The organism is Ruminococcus sp. 1001713B170207_170306_F1 (genome assembly GCF_015668065.1).
Lineage (GTDB): Bacteria > Bacillota > Clostridia > Lachnospirales > Lachnospiraceae > Blautia_A > Blautia_A faecis.
On record NZ_JADPEX010000022.1, the window covers coordinates 39,987 to 57,860 of the forward strand.

Annotated in this window: 18 protein-coding genes and 1 pseudogene; 4 read left to right on the plus strand and 15 right to left on the minus strand. The window is 42.5% G+C overall.

Annotated elements, in window-relative coordinates:
* Window positions 1-11: 11 nt before the first annotated feature.
* The 7 genes from I4V84_RS13475 to I4V84_RS13505 all read right to left on the minus strand — a co-directional run bounded on the left by I4V84_RS13475 (window position 12) and on the right by I4V84_RS13505 (window position 9,024).
* Window positions 12-497: a dCMP deaminase family protein gene (locus I4V84_RS13475; RefSeq protein WP_118581740.1), complete on the minus strand. Its 486-nt coding sequence runs from the start codon at window positions 495-497 to the stop codon at window positions 12-14.
* A gap of 82 nt (window positions 498-579) precedes the next feature.
* A complete protein-coding gene (rpiB, locus tag I4V84_RS13480; RefSeq protein WP_195992521.1) occupies window positions 580-1,014 on the minus strand; it encodes a ribose 5-phosphate isomerase B in 435 nt (144 codons plus the stop codon).
* Window positions 1,011-2,054, minus strand: a complete 1,044-nt coding sequence (locus I4V84_RS13485; RefSeq protein ID WP_347088245.1) for an L-threonylcarbamoyladenylate synthase — start codon at window positions 2,052-2,054, stop codon at window positions 1,011-1,013. The genes rpiB and I4V84_RS13485 overlap by 4 nt, the downstream gene beginning before the upstream one ends.
* A gap of 84 nt (window positions 2,055-2,138) precedes the next feature.
* A complete protein-coding gene (locus I4V84_RS13490; protein ID WP_195992523.1) occupies window positions 2,139-4,412 on the minus strand; it encodes a DUF2298 domain-containing protein in 2,274 nt (757 codons plus the stop codon).
* The gene (locus tag I4V84_RS13495) at window positions 4,396-6,378 is read right to left on the minus strand and encodes a hypothetical protein (protein WP_195992525.1); all 1,983 of its coding nucleotides are present in this window, start codon (window positions 6,376-6,378) and stop codon (window positions 4,396-4,398) included. Before I4V84_RS13495 ends, I4V84_RS13490 begins: the two co-directional genes overlap by 17 nt.
* A 109-nt stretch (window positions 6,379-6,487) precedes the next feature.
* Complete coding sequence (locus I4V84_RS13500; protein ID WP_243284104.1) at window positions 6,488-7,174, minus strand: N-acetylmuramoyl-L-alanine amidase; 687 nt, start codon at window positions 7,172-7,174, stop codon at window positions 6,488-6,490.
* Between the two features lie 191 nt (window positions 7,175-7,365).
* Window positions 7,366-9,024, minus strand: a complete 1,659-nt coding sequence (locus tag I4V84_RS13505) for a glycosyl hydrolase family 18 protein (protein WP_187565729.1) — start codon at window positions 9,022-9,024, stop codon at window positions 7,366-7,368.
* A gap of 358 nt (window positions 9,025-9,382) precedes the next feature.
* Between I4V84_RS13505 and I4V84_RS19695 the strand changes: the two genes are divergently transcribed.
* Complete coding sequence (locus tag I4V84_RS19695) at window positions 9,383-9,667, plus strand: hypothetical protein (protein WP_207748677.1); 285 nt, start codon at window positions 9,383-9,385, stop codon at window positions 9,665-9,667.
* A gap of 648 nt (window positions 9,668-10,315) precedes the next feature.
* On the plus strand, window positions 10,316-11,095 hold the full coding sequence (locus I4V84_RS13510; protein WP_118581522.1) for an adaptor protein MecA: 780 nt from the start codon (window positions 10,316-10,318) through the stop codon (window positions 11,093-11,095).
* A gap of 266 nt (window positions 11,096-11,361) precedes the next feature.
* Here I4V84_RS13510 and I4V84_RS13515 read toward each other — a convergent pair whose 3' ends face one another.
* Complete coding sequence (locus I4V84_RS13515; protein WP_117851487.1) at window positions 11,362-11,565, minus strand: DUF1858 domain-containing protein; 204 nt, start codon at window positions 11,563-11,565, stop codon at window positions 11,362-11,364.
* 297 nt (window positions 11,566-11,862) lie between these two features.
* Here I4V84_RS13515 and I4V84_RS13520 point away from each other — a divergent pair, with 297 nt between their 5' ends.
* On the plus strand, window positions 11,863-12,033 hold the full coding sequence (locus I4V84_RS13520; protein ID WP_118583690.1) for a 4Fe-4S binding protein: 171 nt from the start codon (window positions 11,863-11,865) through the stop codon (window positions 12,031-12,033).
* A 68-nt stretch (window positions 12,034-12,101) separates the two neighbouring features.
* Here I4V84_RS13520 and I4V84_RS13525 read toward each other — a convergent pair whose 3' ends face one another.
* The 5 genes and pseudogenes from I4V84_RS13525 to I4V84_RS20715 all read right to left on the minus strand — a co-directional run.
* A complete protein-coding gene (locus I4V84_RS13525) occupies window positions 12,102-12,656 on the minus strand; it encodes a helix-turn-helix domain-containing protein (protein WP_173715668.1) in 555 nt (184 codons plus the stop codon).
* A 188-nt stretch (window positions 12,657-12,844) separates the two neighbouring features.
* Window positions 12,845-14,173, minus strand: a complete 1,329-nt coding sequence (gene dnaB / locus I4V84_RS13530) for a replicative DNA helicase (protein ID WP_118583698.1) — start codon at window positions 14,171-14,173, stop codon at window positions 12,845-12,847.
* 64 nt (window positions 14,174-14,237) lie between these two features.
* On the minus strand, window positions 14,238-14,687 hold the full coding sequence (gene rplI, locus I4V84_RS13535; RefSeq protein ID WP_118583688.1) for a 50S ribosomal protein L9: 450 nt from the start codon (window positions 14,685-14,687) through the stop codon (window positions 14,238-14,240).
* A complete protein-coding gene (locus tag I4V84_RS13540) occupies window positions 14,684-16,738 on the minus strand; it encodes a DHH family phosphoesterase (protein WP_118583686.1) in 2,055 nt (684 codons plus the stop codon). The genes rplI and I4V84_RS13540 overlap by 4 nt, the downstream gene beginning before the upstream one ends.
* Window positions 16,739-16,748: 10 nt before the next feature.
* Window positions 16,749-16,940, minus strand: a pseudogene (locus I4V84_RS20715) (DUF6783 domain-containing protein); the annotation flags it as partial.
* Here I4V84_RS20715 and I4V84_RS20720 point away from each other — a divergent pair.
* On the plus strand, window positions 16,878-17,015 hold the full coding sequence (locus tag I4V84_RS20720) for a DUF6783 domain-containing protein (RefSeq protein WP_306797036.1): 138 nt from the start codon (window positions 16,878-16,880) through the stop codon (window positions 17,013-17,015). The pseudogene I4V84_RS20715 and the gene I4V84_RS20720 overlap by 63 nt on opposite strands.
* 41 nt (window positions 17,016-17,056) lie before the next feature.
* On the opposite strand, the gene rpsR is transcribed toward I4V84_RS20720, so the two are convergent.
* Both rpsR and I4V84_RS13550 read right to left on the minus strand, forming a co-directional pair.
* Window positions 17,057-17,323, minus strand: a complete 267-nt coding sequence (gene rpsR, locus I4V84_RS13545; RefSeq protein ID WP_118583682.1) for a 30S ribosomal protein S18 — start codon at window positions 17,321-17,323, stop codon at window positions 17,057-17,059.
* A gap of 42 nt (window positions 17,324-17,365) precedes the next feature.
* Window positions 17,366-17,818 carry a single-stranded DNA-binding protein gene (locus tag I4V84_RS13550; RefSeq protein ID WP_118583680.1) on the minus strand — a complete coding sequence of 151 codons (453 nt, stop codon included), beginning with the start codon at window positions 17,816-17,818 and terminating at the stop codon, window positions 17,366-17,368.
* Window positions 17,819-17,874: the final 56 nt, after the last annotated feature.

The following is a 17,874-nucleotide window of genomic DNA, read 5'->3' on the forward strand; positions in this document are numbered from 1 at the left end:
ACCTCTTTAACTTACACCGTCAGCGAAATCTCGCGTCCGGTTCTCTTATATTGATAATAGCGTACACCGGCGGAGTCCAGCATTCTCTTGGAAGCAAGGACTGACGGAGTGCTTGCATATTTGTCACAATCATAGACCAGAGTCTTGATTCCTGCCTGGATGATTGCCTTGGCACACTCATTGCATGGAAAAAGAGTTACATACATTTTCGCTCCCTCAAGGCTTCCTCCACGGTAGTTTAAAATTGCATTGAGCTCGCTATGGGTCACATACAGATATTTGGTATCCAGAGGCTCTCCCTCTCTTGCCCAGGGAAATTCATCATCGGAACAGCCTTTTGGGAAACCATTATATCCCATGGAAAGAATTTTATTATCATCGCTGACAATACACGCTCCTACCTGTGAATTGGGATCCTTGGAGCGCATGCCGGAAAGCATGGCAACTCCCATGAAATATTCGTCCCAGGTAAGGTAACCTTCTCTTTTGTGGTTCAGATCTGATGCAGCACTTACAGGCGCGATCTGTATATTCCCGGTGTTTTTCTGATTTGTGTTCTCCATAGAAGAGCTCTCCTTCCTATTCCGTCTCGATCTGAGCAATTCGGCGGATATGTCTCTCATCTCCTGAAAATGGTGTATTCAGGAAAGTATCCACAATCTTAACTGCAAGTCCAGGTCCAACTACACGTCCTCCAAGCGCAAGGATGTTTGCGTCATTGTGAAGTCTGGTTGCTTCAGCAGTAAAGCAGTCTGTACATACTGCTGCACGAATTCCCTTAATTTTGTTTGCAGTGATAGAAATACCAATACCTGTTCCGCATACAAGGATTCCTAGCTCACACTCTCCGTCCAGAATCCCATGTGCAACTTTCTTTGCATAGATCGGATAGTCTGTGGACTCTGTGCTGTAGCAGCCGTAATCCTTATACTCAATCTTCTTTTCCTCCAGATATTTGATAATCTCCTGTTTCAGTTCAAATCCGCCATGATCACTACCTAATGCTACTCTCATTGTTCTTCTCTCCTTATATTGATTATTTTGTGACCGGCTGCTTTTAGAAGCCGGTTCATAATTGCCTGTCCCATTTTTGGGGTATAAAAAGCTTCGGAATAAATTTTGCTTACCTGACACTGATCGAATTCACGCAGCACCTCATAAAGGTTATGAGCAATGGTTTCCTCTGCCTCTCTGCTCCCAATGCACTTCACAGTTCCGCAGGGATATCTGGAAATAGTCTCTTCTGTGGCAATAATTCCCGCCTGAAGTCCATTTGCCTGATCTTCCTTTACAAACTGATTAATGGCATTTATTACTTCTTCTGTGGGACCCTCCACAATTGCAAGATCTGCTTTCGGTGCATAATGCCGATATTTCATTCCCGGCGCCTTGGGATGAACTTTACTATCAGGCTTTATAAGACCTTTGTCCATTCTCACATCGCCAAGAACCTCCTGGAGCATTTCCAGTGAAATATAACCGGGTCTTAAAACCACCGGTACGTCCTCGGTAAAATCTACAATCGTTGACTCCAGGCCAATTCCCACAGGACCTCCATCAATGATCATCTCAATGGCATCCCCTAAGTCCTCCTCAACATGCTGTGCTGTAGTCGGGCTTGGCCGTCCGGAAGTATTTGCACTTGGCGCTGCCACGTATCCCCCTGCCTGCAAAATAAGCTCCGCTGCAATGGGATCACTTGGAAAACGCACAGCTACACTGTTGAGACCACCAGTTGTCTCCAATGGAACCAGGTCTGATTTCTCAAAAATCATAGTCAGGGGACCAGGCCAGAATTTCTCTGCCAGTATCTTCGCCTTCTCCGGTACTTCCTTTACAATTGGAACCAGCGCATTTAAATCTGCAATATGAACGATCAACGGGTTATCCGAAGGACGTCCCTTGGCTGCATATATCTTCTTCGAAGCCATAGGATCCAGTGCATTTCCTCCAAGACCGTAAACAGTTTCTGTAGGGAATGCCACCAATCCTCCCTGTTTCAATATCTCTCCGCCTCTGGCAAGTGCCGCATGGTCGATAGCATCTGCCGTCATGGCTACAATTTCTGCTTTCATTTTAGTCCAGCTTTCTATTATTTTTTCAGCATTCTTTAATATAACACCTGTTTAAAAACCTTGTCAATCCACCTTAACAATATAAGTGCCGGAATCTTCATCCATAAATACAATTTCTCCAAGTGACTGAAGAAGTGCATTATTCAAGCTGTCCTCATATTTCTCTCTTTCTTTAGAGCCCACAAAGATATAGGAAACACCATATTCCGTAAGAAGAGCTCTTACCTGGGTCTCATCCTGTGAAGTATAAATACTCATAATATCTGCCTGTTTCCGGTTCAGATCATCTGTATCATTCCTCCAGAGCCATTCGTGTACATACCAGCCAAGAATTGTTGGAAGACCTGTAGCTGCAGAAACACGCTCATAACCGCTGTAGCTGTCACCGTTTACCTCCAGCACTACCGGAGCCCCTTTAATATTCTCCTTTAGCCATTGGATTGCAGACACATCCTCTGAAAAATCCGTATCCAGATAGCCCAGAGCATAAAGCCCCTGATAGCCTGACGGATTCAAAACCTTTCCAAACCAGGAATCCACACTTTTTCCAAAATATCCTACCGTCCAGATCAGGAAAAACAGACAGATTCCGGAAATGATCTTAAATACTTTCTGTCTGCTAACAGCCAGAAGTCTGTAAATTCCATATCCCATAGTCAGTGCAAACATAATATATGCCTGATAAGTAAGCTTGAACATAGTGTTTGCCCTGGCATTTCCATTTTCATAAATATCACGCACGTAAACAAATTCCGGGATTACCACCAGACCAATAGCGCAAAGTCCCATAATAATGGCAAAAAGATCTGCCGTGCGGATAGCTTTCATAAGACGGTACAGGCTCTTGTGCTCCATCCCCCGCAGCTTTTCCCAGAGAATAGAAATTACAAATGTAATGGTAAAAACTGCCGGAAGTCCCCAGAGAACCAGCAGCTGGTAGAAATAGGAATGGTACTTGGCAATTCCTATTCCATCCACCATAGTGTCAAACTGTAAGGTAAATGGCAGGATCACAAGATAGGCAAGCAGATAGATTTCTGCCATTTGTGCAAAAGTTACAACCATGATTTTCTTTATTTTTCCCTGGAAACGGATAATATTGGCAAAAAGCACCGTTCCAAGAGTTACTACATAATAAATTACAAAATCCCAGAAATTTGTCCACTGAAACATTCCGAGAAGCGCACTGATTACCAGAAGATGAGGCATAAGAAGCTGCTCTTTCCAGAATTTTCCATCTTTCATGGAAGTCTCAACCGGTACTGTTTTCTTGCGCACACCCCTTAGCCATACATAAAGAAGTGCTATTACAAGAAGTACAAACATAATATTTACCACATGAGCATGAAGATCTCCCAGTACAAAAGAATAGCAGGGAAATTCATGTATCGTCCGGTCTTCCTCACGATATGGATTATATCCTATATAGCGGGTAGCATCCGGAAACCAGTAACTGCTCACTTCCTTACCTGTCAGCTTCTCAATCAGGGGAATGATCTGCGCATAAATTACGTAATGCATATTTCCTGCAATGGAAACAGCTGTACCAGCTGTAAATCCAGCTGCAAAAGGAAGTCCTTTTATTACTTTTTCGCTTTTTTGCAGTCCCTTCATACGGTCTGACATCATCTGGTAAACAAGGGAAAATGGCATTGCAAAAGCCAGTCCGGCTACAAAGGTACGCATAAGATTGTAAGTCAGTTCCACCTTTGTATGGGAAAGCTTGGTAAGAAAAACAGCAAAATACTGACCGCCATAATAATAATTAATATGTCCTTCTGAATACCACAGATCTCTTGCCGGAAGTGTGGTGCTTCTCATCATAGCTTCCATAAAACCATAATCCATGAACTTCTCGGTTCCATATGCAGCAGGGCGGAATCCTGCCAGATATGTCCACATAAGAAATGCAAGGAAAAACAATAATTCTTCCCAGTAAATCAGAGAAATCCTGTCAACTGGAAAACATTCTGTCTTTTCTTTTGATTCCTTTCGAAGAAGGAAAAAACAGATAACTGCGCATAGGATTGTTACAGCAGCACAAGTCAGGGCATTAAAAGGGATTAGTCTGATAGCTGTCAGAAACCAGGTAAGAAAACCTGTTGCAGCAATCGCCAGTACCTTAGAAAAAATCCATCCTTTGTCCTCAAAACGCCAGAACAGTCTTCCTGTAACAGGCATTGCAGCAAATCCCATCACTCCCGCCAGAAGCCACCAAGTCCAGAAAGTCCACACATCACCTTTCAGTAAAAATGCAGATAGGCCAAGCAGCACCACCGCCAGCAGAAGTTTAATTATTGTTTGTGTACTGATTTTTTTCTTATTCTTTTGTTCCATAAATTCTTATTCTCCCGTCATCTGACTGATACACCAGAGGATATGTATCCGCAATCACATCTTCGCGGCATTCTTTCTCCTCAAATTTCATACCTTCCTCAAAAAGGATATATGTAATTTGTTCTTCCTCAACTGTTTTCTTTAGTACCTGTGCGCTGGCTGTTGTATAGATTTCTACTGCCCTGGCAGCCCTGTAATAAGTGTCATAGCCTGCGGACCATGCATAATAAGGCCATCCCAGATACATCATAACCCCTGACATAGTGACTTCATTTATACTGTATTCCGGTGTCAAAATCAGATCGTCTTTTTTCAGATTTTCTGCAAGCCAGCTGGTCAGTCCACTGTTCAGGTTCACAGAAACCCGATGTCCCGAATCATTATCTTTTAGGATTACTGCAAAATCATAAATTCCTGTTATGGTCAGACTAAGTGCCAGAATCAAACTCAAAATTTTCCCAACAGCACCTTTCCAATGGAACAATCTGCTTACAGCTCCACCCCAGAAAACAGCAAGGAATGCATAAGATATTATAATATATTTATGATTCACGTTTATATCTGGTGTAAGAGACGCCACAAATGCAAAGATTGTTGGGAAAAGTATACTCACTGCAACTGCTCTTTCCATTTTTTTCAGAAAAAACAGCAGTACTAAAACGCCAAGGAAAACAATGCCGCTTATTTCAAATAAATATACAGCTATGCCTGGAAGTGATTTCTTTTCTGCCAGAAATCCAAAATATACAGAAGGTGATACAACACTTCCCCATACAAACATTTTAGATTGAATTTCCGAGAACACAACTGTCACGATTGCCAGAATCAGATAGTCAAGTTTTCCATCAGAAAAAAAGGCAAATCCCATAAGAATCAGAAGACATGCAATTACAGCAGCTCCATTCCAAAATGAACACAGACCCAATAGCATTCCGGCAAAAAGAGCTGTATTAGGTTTCTTAAACATCCATGCTTTTTTTGTAAGAAATCTGTTCTTCAGCCACAATATTCCCTTATCTTTCTCTGCACAGCTTTCTTCCACCCAGTCCAGGAAAATCCATAATACCAGCGCAGCCATCAAAAGACCAAATCCCAAGTGCCGCTGATTCAAATATACATTAAAATTCCAAAGTCCCCAGTTCTCATTGGGGGTATATCCAATAAAAGCAGTATTCCCGGCCAGAGTCTCCCACAAATCACCAGCCTGTAAATGTTCATATGCAAATCTGAAAAAAGCAGTTCCACTTCGAAATACAACAAACAAAACAGAAAGCACTCCGGCACTCATACTGCCAAAGAACCTTTTCGCCATAGAATACAGCATGATAAAGAAGCACCAGAGTGACAGACTGCTTACGGCATTGTACGCTATATCAATTCTCATTCCAAGATATTCCAGGTTTCCTGTCAGAAACTGAAACATAAAATGGTATTTTACATCTTCACCACCAAAATGAGGATACTGCGTGGGGAAATTATTTCCCAGCGAAAATGATCTCATCATCGCTGTATGAGGGGCATAATCTCCAAATACAGTAAATCCGGAATACAAATATCCGTCACTAACATGAAATACAAATACCATGATCCAGGTAATTCCCGCCAGTAAAATCAATAAGAACACGATTTCTTTCGCTGGAGGAACCTCGCCGGAAAGTCTTTTAATAAATTTCCCAAAAGAACCTTTTCTTCTATAACAGCACAAGAGCAAAAATATCCCCACAGCTGCCATCACCATCAGATTTGCTCCAAAGAGGGGGTTCTCCGCTTCAGAGTACACGCTTAGCAGCCATGCTGCTATATAGACAGCCCAGGTCATAAGCAGCACACCACTTCCAAATGACGCTGCAAAAGTCACCCACAAGGGCGTGATTCCTTTTTCTCTCATTCTTTGTTCCGGCAAAAAATTATGGGTAATTTCCCTACCCAATAATGCTGCCAGAATCAGATAAACACATCCTAACATGGTATTTTCCCTCGCTTATTTTTTCCAGTCCAGTATAGCAGAATCCACAGCTTCTGAAAAGTGTATAGTTTTTGATAAACTGAAATGTTTTTTCATTAACAGAGGATTCTCATTGTTCATTATTTTTTATGTATTCTTCCACACCGTCAGCCACTGCTGCCGCTACTTTTTCCTGATAATCATCCTGTAACAGTTTTCCGGCTTCTTCCGGGTTCGTAAGGAATCCACACTCCACAATATTCAATATCCCCGGGCTTCGTTTCAAAAGATAATAAGTAGTATTTCCTTTCGCCTGCCTTGGCCGCTCCACCTCAAGATAATCATTCAGTTTCTCCTGAATTATTTCCGCCAGTTCTTCTCCCTTAACAGAGTCCCGATAATAAAAAACCTGAGGACCCTTCACCCCAGAATCTTCGTAACTGTTCTGATGGATACTTACTGCAAGTACAGGCTTTACTTCCTGAATAAGAAAAATCCTTTTTTGCATATCCTGTACTTTCTTATTATTAGAGTCTTCATCGTATAATCCCACGTCTGTTTCCCTGGTCATAATCACCTGAAAATCTTTCTTTTCCAATGCACTTTTCACTTTCAGGCCAATGGCAAGATTTACATCCTTCTCCTTCAGACCGTCTATCCCGATCATACCTGGATCCATTCCTCCATGACCACAATCCACCACAATTACCTGCTTCTGATTCATCTCTACCGATACTGCTGCCGCCTCGCGGGAAAGATAATAAAAGCATATCAGCAAAAGACATCCCATAATCAGCTCCACTATATGCTTTTTCAATATAAAACACCCCCTGGCATATAATATATAATGTTATCGTTAAACTTTCGTCTTTTGTCGCTGTTCACGACCTTCACATTATTTATATGTCTCAGAGAGTGTTTTTATCATTCGTGTATTAGAGCATGTTTGAAAAAGGCGTAACTGTTCAGTACCCTCACAGCAATATGCTTCGTAAAATAGTACCTGTTTTAATTAGACGCAGACAGATTATCTGTGATCACCTGCCAGATACTGCTATTCTCAAATCCCAATTTCCATGCTGCCACACCGGCAAGATTATATTTCTGTATCAGCTGTACCTTCGCTGCAATAGACTGAGAATCCTCAATCCAGATCTGGTAAGTGCATCCATCCTTCTCAAAGCTTCCATAATTCTGACTTACATCGCTGTCCCAGTATACCTGGGCATTATTTGTATTTACTACTTCCTGGGCAGTATCCATGCCAATTGCCTCACTAGATAAGCTGCCAGCTTCTGTTTTCCATAATCTTGTGTAAAATGGAACTGCATTAATCACACGCTGCGCCGGAACTTCAGCGATAGTATCCTGAATTCCCTTCTCCACCCATGGAAGAGACGCTACTGAGCCCGCTTCCTCGGATCCAACGTAGTGCTCGTCATATCCCATAATAATGACATAATCTACTACCTTGCCCTGTTCAGCCCTGTCATAATGACTGGTGAAATCCTCTGGAACCGGATTGTCTACGGAAAGAACAAGATTGTTCTTATGGCATTCTATAGAAAGCTCCCGGAGGAACTCCAGGAAATGAACGCCCACGTCCTCACTAAGCTGCTCGAAATCCACATTAATTCCATCAATTCCAGCTCCAACAGCTGCATTCACTAGCTGTGAAATCAGATTCTGTCTGGAACTTGTTCTGGACAATACCTCATAAGTACTGATGTCCTGCGTAAAATTGTCCACAAGTCCCCATACCTTCAGCCCTTTTTCATGGGCAAGAGATACATAATCAGCTGTAGCATTGTTGATAATATTACCATTGTTGTCAGTTACATAGAACCAGGTTGGTGAAATTACATTCACTCCGGTCATATTCTGAATAGCCTCTGAAAGTCCTGCATTGGCATCTGTGGACATTACCTGATGCCATACCAGATTCACTGGTTGGTCCATGGTAAGATAAGTATAAGATTCCCCAACTGCTTTTCTGTCCATATTCAGATTCTGAACATCACTTACACTGCTCTTCTCTATATATCCGATATAACCGTCCCATGTGGCTACCTGATCCCAGTTCTCCAGTTCTTCCATAAGGATCAGATTATCTCCTTTGTTTACCTTGGATAGTACTTCTGATTTGATTCCTCCACGGTAGCGCACATATGTATCCTTAGTTGCTGTGACAACTGATACGCCTGAAAAATCCTTCTGAATCGCTATACGGTTTGGCTGCTGGTACACATAAGTATCCAGATCTGTATATCTCTTTATAAAATCAAGGCTCAGATAAGCGGTTCCGTCCTTCAGCCATACATCACCGCCCGCCTCAGTGGAAGCAGGTGTATAAATCAGCTCCGACGGAGTAGCGTACAGAATCTGCTGACCTTCTTCATCCCAGTAATATCTCTGGTTCAGATAACTATCCACCACATCTACAGGAAGATATGGCTGTTCGCCAGACATAACTGCCTTCTGCTCCAGAATCTGGGTACCTACTATAATTACGGCTTCTGAATCGTCTGTCTGTCCATAATATTCAGTCAAATCCATCTGTTTCCTGGTAGGAATGCGGCGCATGATCAGGGTTGTAACAATTCCGATCAGGGTAACTGCTGCGATCAGCATGCACACCACTACTACAGGATTAATTCTTCTCTTCATAAAATATTTATCCTCTCAGTGAACGTCTAATTGATATCTGCTGCGGACTTTTCCACAGTCGATTATCATTATAACATATTTTTTTTCAGGATTGTATTACATAATTCGACTTTTTACAATTTGTTTACATTATTGAATGTTGGTATCTAGTACATCGAAAATTAAGTATCTGCTATATTGACGTAGGATGATTTTCTCATATACAAGGCGGAGGAAGGAGGCGTAGCGGTAGCTACGGCGACTGACGACAACGCAGCAGATGAAAAATCAGACAAGTCAATATGGCAGTTACTTAATATTCGATGTACTAGAATCATTCCTGCAATCAGCAGCACCGGAAATTTCTTCCTGCCAAAGCATGAGTAGGGGGAAACTGCTGGTCTTGAAGAAATTCCGGTATGTACTGAATATTCATGGCTTACAACTGCTGATCATCGATTACAAAATCGAAATCCACACGGGCTATATGCCCATTCTCGTCCTCTGTATAATCCCGCATATATCCTCCGCCATCTGCAATCTGACAGGCTTTTGCAATGGCTCTGGCATCACTGGGCAGCCCTTCCAGATAAAGAGCAATTCCCAGTTCTTCATACTGATTCAGCTCACCCTCCAGCGATCTGCAGGATTCTTCCTTTCCTGATCGTGATATACGCTTCGTGTCCTAACCTCCTTTCCTCCTTTATGGATTCAGAAAACACCTGAATCATTTTGCAGAAAAAAGAGACGGAATGTGAACTCATTTCATCTTCAGGGAATGCAAACACCGCCCCAGCTGATACGCTGCATGATAAATCGACGCTGTTTTTAGAAAAAATAGATGTTAATGTTAATATTTAATACGAATCTGTGTTATCTCTGTTCTCAATTGCTTGTGAGTCACAGATCCATTTCTTTTTTCTTGTTCCCCATTATACGGATTCATTTTCCATTATGCAATAGATTTTGACCAGTTTATTCTTTTTTTCCATTCTGTTTCGAAAAATTTAATAAGTTGCAACTGAAATTTACAAACTGAAATTACCTGTTTTTTTCCTATTGCACTTTTGAAACATATATTATACAATGAGGAATCAAGATAGCTGATTGTTATTGTTCACTGGTAATGTTCTGCGAGGTATTTTTTGTGAATATAGTTCACAGAAAACCTGGGAAACCCGGCGCGAAATCATGCGAATGCATGATTTCTGTGCATCGCGAAGTGTGTTGTTATTCGCGAAGTGAGCATTAACAACTGATTATGGTAATCTTTTAATAATAAACACTATTTCCAAGAACAGGATGTGATCATATGAAAATAGAAAAAATCAGTGACAATCAAATCCGCTGTACTCTTACAAAGGAAGATCTGGACAGCCACCAGATCCGTATCAGCGAGCTTGCCTACGGCACAGATAAAGCCAAGAAGCTTTTCCGTGAAATGATGCAGCAGGCTCAGATTGAATTTGGCTTTGAAGCTGATAACATCCCGCTGATGATCGAGGCAATTCCCGTAAACGGTGAAAGTGTCATTCTGATTGTCACCAAGGTAGAGGATCCCGAAGAACTTGACACTCGTTTCTCCAAATTTTCACCATATAAAAAAACCAAGCAGGATACCCTTCATTTCGATGGTGCTGATAATATCATCGATATCTTCCAGAAATTATATGAGGAGACACAGAAAGCAGCCTCTCAGGGAGCTTCTTCCAGTAACAAGGAGGTCAAAGAATCTGGAGCTTCCAGGACTTCCAGAAGTACGGAAGCTTCTGAATCTGTTTCCAATACCCGGAAAGTTTCGGTAAACCTGATACGGCTCTATACTTTCCATACTCTGGATGATGTCATTGCTGCCGCACATGGACTGGATGGATTCTATAAAGGCGTCAATACTCTTTACAAGGATGAAAATTCCCTTTACCAGCTGATTGTACATCAATCCTCCTGCACAGCAGAAGAATTCAATAAAGTATGCAATATTCTTTCTGAATACGGCAGCGGACGCGCTTTTAATGCTGCCGGAGAAGCTCATTTAAAGGAACATGGTGAGCTTATTTCTCGCAAAGCCTTGCAGCAGCTTGCAAAAATCTGAAATAAAAAGAATCCTGCCTGCAGGATTCTCCGACTGACAATTCCAAAATGCCTGCACGCTGCGCAGACATTTTGAACAGGCTAGAGCGTGTTTGAAAAATCATTCCAGCAAATTGTGACGCACATCTTGCAGAAAGCCTTTTTCAAACACACTCTAAAACCTTATTAAAAAGGACTGGCAAATCGCCAGTCCTTTTTATTATAAGTTCGTATATACTCTGTCGGGGTTACCTTCTCAACCGGAACAGCCCGTCAAGAAACTATATACTAACGGCCTGCAAGATAATCGTTCAGCTGCTGGATTAAAACATCAGCATCAATTCCGTGTACCATAGCAGCCTCCTCCAGAGATTCCATCTGTGCGGATGGGCATCCTACACATCCCATACCGGATGCCATAAGAATACCAGCCATATTAGGATCTAACTGAAGAAGCTGACCAATCAGCATATCTTTTGTCACCTGTGCCATGATCTGTTTCCTCCTTTTTTATATCGAGCCACTGTTCAAGCCTGATCAGCAGCTGCTTCTCTCGTAAAAAATTTCCTGCCATTACATCAAAACCGGCAGTAACTCTCCACGTTCCACTATTATAATACCAAATACACATTTGCGCAACCGTCACAATTCTAAAATTTTGTTTATAATTTTGTACTTGATATCCTTTGACATATATATTAGAATAGACTCATATCCCAGAAAGGGTTTCTGTTCACTCTGTGAACAGTAATCATAAGGGAACTAAAGAGATTAAAGGAGGATATAACAATGGCATATGTAATTTCTGACGAGTGCGTAAGCTGTGGAACATGCGAGAGCGAGTGCCCAGCAGGTGCTATTTCTCAGGGAGATGATCATTACGTAATCGATGCAGATTCCTGCATGGACTGCGGAACTTGTGCTGATGCCTGTCCTACAGGCGCTATCAGCGAGGGTTGATTTTCCCACATAAGTGATGATAGCATGAAGGGGAGCTTCCTATGGAGCTCCCCTTTTTCAAACACATTCTACACTCCGTTTTTCTTTTTTCCCTTCTTCTCCGAAGATGCAGCTGCTTCTCTTCTTGCCATCTGCTGTCTCCTGATGGCTGCATCCAGAGTGCGCCACCTGTCTTCTCCTTCTTTTTTGGCATGAAGCTCCTGAGTAATCAGACGTTCTAATATCTCCTGAAACTCCAGAATCTTTTTATCTGGCTCCGCTTTAAAATTCTGAACATTCTCCAGCAGTTCTTCCCGAAGTGTATCTCTTGTTTCATTCTCTTCTTTTTCTATACTCTCAGATTCCAGTAAATGTATTTTATCCTTTTCTTCCGGCACGATTACTTCCATTCCTTCTTTTTTTGTAAGTTTTGGAAGAAGATCATGTATCGCCCGAAGCTGCAAGCCTCTGTTCTTTAGTTCTTTAATGTTCAAAAACAGTTGAATATCATCCTGGGTGTAGCAGCGATGCCCCAGCTCATTTCTGCGAATAGGAAGGGAAAGTTCATCCTCCCAGTAACGAAGGACATAAGATTTCACCCCTGTCAGCTTCACAGTCTCAGCCACGGTATAGCATTTTTCCATACTACCCCTCCTCATGAAATTGTTGCTGTCCACAAAACAAATCGGTCTGGCTGCCAGACAGCATCCGTATGGACAATAGCATAATTCACTGTTTTTATTATAACAAAAGGTCTTTCAAATGCAAGAAAAAAAGGTCGACATAACATGCCGGCCTTTTCGAAGAAATACCATAATCAATCAGCATTTCCTTATTTTTTCATATTTACAAACTGTGTATACTGAGGCAGCCATACCAGCTCAACGGTACCAATAGGACCGTTTCTCTGTTTCGCTATAATGATCTCAGCAATTCCCTTTTTCTCCGTATCCTTATGATAATAATCATCACGGTAGATAAACATTACCATATCAGCATCCTGCTCAATAGCTCCCGACTCTCGCAGGTCAGAAAGCATAGGTCTGTGATCCGGGCGCTGCTCTACAGCTCGACTGAGCTGTGAAAGTGCAATGACCGGAACGCTGATCTCACGGGCAAGTGCTTTCAGGGAACGTGAAATATCGGAAATTTCCTGCTGTCTGGAATCAGAATGTCCGCTTCCACTCATCAGCTGAAGATAATCAATCATAATAATTCCAAGATTGTGCTCTAATTTGTATTTTCGGCACTTGGAACGCAGCTCGGAAATGGAAATACCGGGGGTATCATCAATAATAAGATTAGAGCGTCCGATAATATCTGCACCCTCCACCAGCTTGGTCCAATCCTCGTCTTTCAGATTACCAGTTCTCATATTCTGGGAATCCACATGAGATTCCATGGCAAGGAGACGGTTTACAAGCTGCTCCTTGGACATCTCCAGACTGAATATCGCTACCGTAACGTCCTTACGAAATGCCATATACTGGGCAATATTAAGAACGAAAGCAGTTTTTCCCATAGACGGACGGGCTGCGATCAGCACCAGGTCTGAAGCATGCATTCCGGAGGTCTTGTAATCCAGATCCACGAAACCGGTAGGAATACCAGTTACCGTTCCCTTCATCTTGGAAGCTTTCTCAATATTGTTCACCGCATTCAAAACCACCTGCTGGATAGGCACAAACTCATCACTGGAGCGTCTCTGAAGAACATTAAACAATTTCTTCTCCGCTTCCTCCAGGATCATTTGTGTGCCTTCTTTCTCCATATAGCAGGCATTTTCCACTTCCTCATTCACTTTGATCAGTCTTCGAAGGACAGCCTTTTCGCTGACAATATTGGCATAATACTTTACGTTGGCAGAAGTGGGAACTGCAGAAATCAGATCTCTTACATATTCCATACTGCTGATATCTGGTGGAAGTTCCTTCTCTTTCAGACGGTTCTGAAGAGTGATCAGATCCACCGGCTTTCCTTCATTACATAACTCCACCATGGCATCAAAAATAATACCATACTGGCTCTGGTAAAAGTCATCACTTGTAAGAATCTCTGATGCTACCAGAATGGCATCACGGTCCAGGATCATGGAACCAATAACGGACTGTTCCGCTTCAATGCTGTGAGGAAGTATCCTCTTGATCAATGCTTCTTCCATTTCGTAAAAAACATCCTCTCCTGCAGCTTTATGCATTACTGTTTACACTTCTTCACAGTAGCCCTTATGCCTCTTCCTTTACCCATACTTTCAGGCTTCCGGTTACCTTAGGATGAAGCTTAACCGGTACATTTGTTACGCCAAGATTGCGGATCGGGTTTGGAAGTACCAGTTTCTTTTTCTCTATATCGAGATTCAGCTGTTTCTTGGCAGCTTCTGAAATTTCTTTTGTGGAAACAGAGCCAAATGTTCTTCCGCCCTCTCCCACTTTAAGAGTAAGAATAACCTCTTTATCTTCAAGATTCTTGGCAAAAGCTCTGGCAGCTTCTAAATTCTCCTGGGCAACTTTCTCTTCATTTGCCTTCTGAAGCTTCAGATCATTTAAGTTCTTTGGAGTTGCCTCAAGTCCAAGCTTCTTCGGCAGGATCATGTTTCTTGCATATCCGTCACTGACGTTTACAATCTCTCCCTTTTTTCCAAGGGCTTTTACATCTTCCAGTAAAATTACTTTCATTCTTTGAATTCTCCTTCCTGGTATAACTGATCTATAATATCTTTGATCATTTTCTCTGTCTCATCTTCCGTAGCCTTCACCTGGGCTCCGGCAATGTTCAGATGACCTCCGCCGCCCATTCTCTCCATCATAACCTGCACATTGACCTCATCAATGGCACGGGCACTTACATACACCTCATTATTATATGGAGTAAGAACAAAAGAAGCCTTCACACCTGCAATATTCAGAAGCTCATTTGCGGCCTGGGCTCCTACTACTGTAGGACTTTCCAACCCCTCGCTGGGGCATCTTCCTATTGCAAAACAATTTCTGTAAATCTGGGCAGTGCGGACAACTTCCGCTCTTGCTTTATATGCATCAATGTTATCCCGAAGCATTTTGCGGACTCTTGTAATATCTGCGCCATTTCTCCGAAGATAAGCAGCTGCTTCGAAAGTACGCACGCCGGAGCGTGTAGTAAAATTATTGGTATCAATTACCATACCTGCATACAGACAATCCGCCTCCAGGCTGCGAAGACGCAGATCCTCGTCAAAATACTGAAGGATCTCGGCAACCATCTCACATGTGGAGGATGCATATGGCTCCACATAGGAAAGTACTGCGTTCTGTATCACTTCACTGCCTCTTCTGTGATGATCCAGCACCACGATCGTCCTGGTCAGATAAAGAAGATCCTGACACTCTGTATAACTTGGTTTGTTTGTGTCCACCACAACCACAACTGTATTATTATCCACAAGATCCTTTGCCTGGGCACAATCTACAAACATGGAAGGCTCATAATCCGGATTATTGATATACCCCGCCATCAACGGACGGATGGATGTGGTCGGATCATTTACTACAATATGGACTGGCTTGCCAAGGGTCTTTCCTGCGCGATAAATACCGATTGCAGCCCCAAGGGCATCTACGTCTGTGATCTTATGTCCCATAACCACAACACGATCCTTGGTGCTCATAAACTCTTTCAGCGCTTGTGCCTTCACTCGGGCCTTTACGCGGGTATTTTTCTCCACCTGCTGGGATTTTCCGCCAAAATAGGCGATGGAATCTCCATTCTTAATTACTACCTGGTCACCGCCGCGTCCAAGAGCCATCTCAATGGCAATACGGCAATATTCATAATTCTGCAGATAGTTTGCGCCGTTCAGACCAATACCGATACTTAGGGTGACTGCCATTTCATTACCAATATTGACCGTCTTAACTTCATCCAAAATATGAAAACGCTGTTCTTTCAATGCTTCCAGGGAACTCTGACGCATGATCAGGAAGTATTTATCCCGCTCCAGCTTGCGTACAAGTCCGTCAAAATTGGAAAAATACTTGGTGATTTTCCTGTCGATCAGTGCGATCAGAAGGGATCTTCTGACTTCTTCCACACCTTCCAGAGCTTCTTCATAATTGTCCAGATATGCCAGAGCAACTACCAGCTTATCATCCTCATTCTTCTGAATATATTCCTGAAGCTCTGTCTCATCATAGAAAAACATTGCCACAAGATTAATGTCTGCATCCACATTTTCCAGAATACGGGCTTCATTTACCACATCTTTCATAGTAACCAGCTGCATGGAAACACGATAGATCCTGTCACCAAAGTTGGTGCTCATCTCTGTGATCTCCTGTTTCTCAGGTACAGGAAGTTTATCCGGTGTGATCTCCGGAAAAATAGTGGTAATGTGCTTGTTATACAGCTGTTCTTTCCCGGTAAGCTCTGCAAATACCTTGTTGGACCAGATCATTCTTCCATTGGTGTCCATAATGGCATAAGGAAGAGCCAGATCATCCAGAAGACGCTTCTCAAGAGATTCATACTGATTGGCAAACGCGATCAGATCATTGAGAATCAGCGGCCTGTGAAAGCGGGTAAGCAGAAGTGCGGCCACAATATATACCACAATTCCAAGTGTAGCAAGAATTCCTGCTTTCACACTTACCATAAAAATAAGAATATCCAGCCATATAAGAAGAATGGTCAGATACAGTGGCCACCTCATGAACTGCTTCATGGATCCCTTGAATTTCAGTTTTTTATTCATAAGTTTATCCTCACTTACAAATCCTCAGGTACCTTTTACATAGTGACAGGCAAAATACGCCTTTGCCAGATAGTATAACAGATTTCTGAGTATTTTTCCATAGAAGATTAGAGCGTGTTTGAAAAAGGCTTTCTGCAAGATGTGCGTTACAATTTGTGGGAGATTTTGCCCGGATGAGGGCGCCGTAGTGGGCTACGGCAACCGAATTCGGGTGAAATATACCGCAAAGTGGGGCGTGCAGATTGCGGAAATGGTTTTTCAAACACGCTCTAGATAGAAAAACCGCCATCCTTCCGGATGGCGGTAAACACTTCCAAATTAGTCCTGGATGTATGGCATCATAGCAAGATGACGTGCTCTCTTAACAGCAACAGTCAGAGCTCTCTGATGTTTCGCGCAGTTTCCTGTGATTCTTCTAGGAAGGATTTTTCCTCTCTCGGAAACATATTTTCTTAATTTTGCTACATCCTTGTAATCGATCTCGTTATTCTCTTTACCACAGAATACGCAAACTTTTTTTCTTCTGCGGCCGCCTCTTCTCTTCATTGGAGAATCTGGTCTTTCGCTTCTATTATTGTAAGCCATGTTGGTTTTCCTCCTGTTTTATTCAGTTCTAAGAGCTAAGCTCTAGTTAAATGGCAATTCCTCGTCAATGCCATCCGGAATGTTCATAAAGCCCTCTGCAGCGGTTCCCGGGTTCGGCATAGATGCCTCCGGTGCACTTGTGCGCGGATGGGAAGCAGCATAACTGTCGCTGGAAGCCTTGCTCTCAGCAAACTCCTGATCCTCCACAACAACCTCTGTAGTGTAAACCTTCTGTCCATCACGGTTGGTATAGCTTCCGGTCTGAATACGACCTGTAACGGCAATCTTCAGTCCCTGACGGAAATACTTCTCAGCAAACTCTGCCGTACGTCCAAAAGAAACACACTGAATGAAATCAGCACTTGCTTCTCCATCGCGACGGAATCTTCTGTCTACCGCTAATGTGTATCTGGCAATTGCCAGTGCATTCTCTCCTGCGGAATATCTCACCTCAGGATCTCTTGTTAAGCGTCCCATTAAAATTACTTTGTTCATTCTTCTTACCTCTCTTAATATACTAAGTGAACGGGCTCTTAATGGTGCTTTCTAAA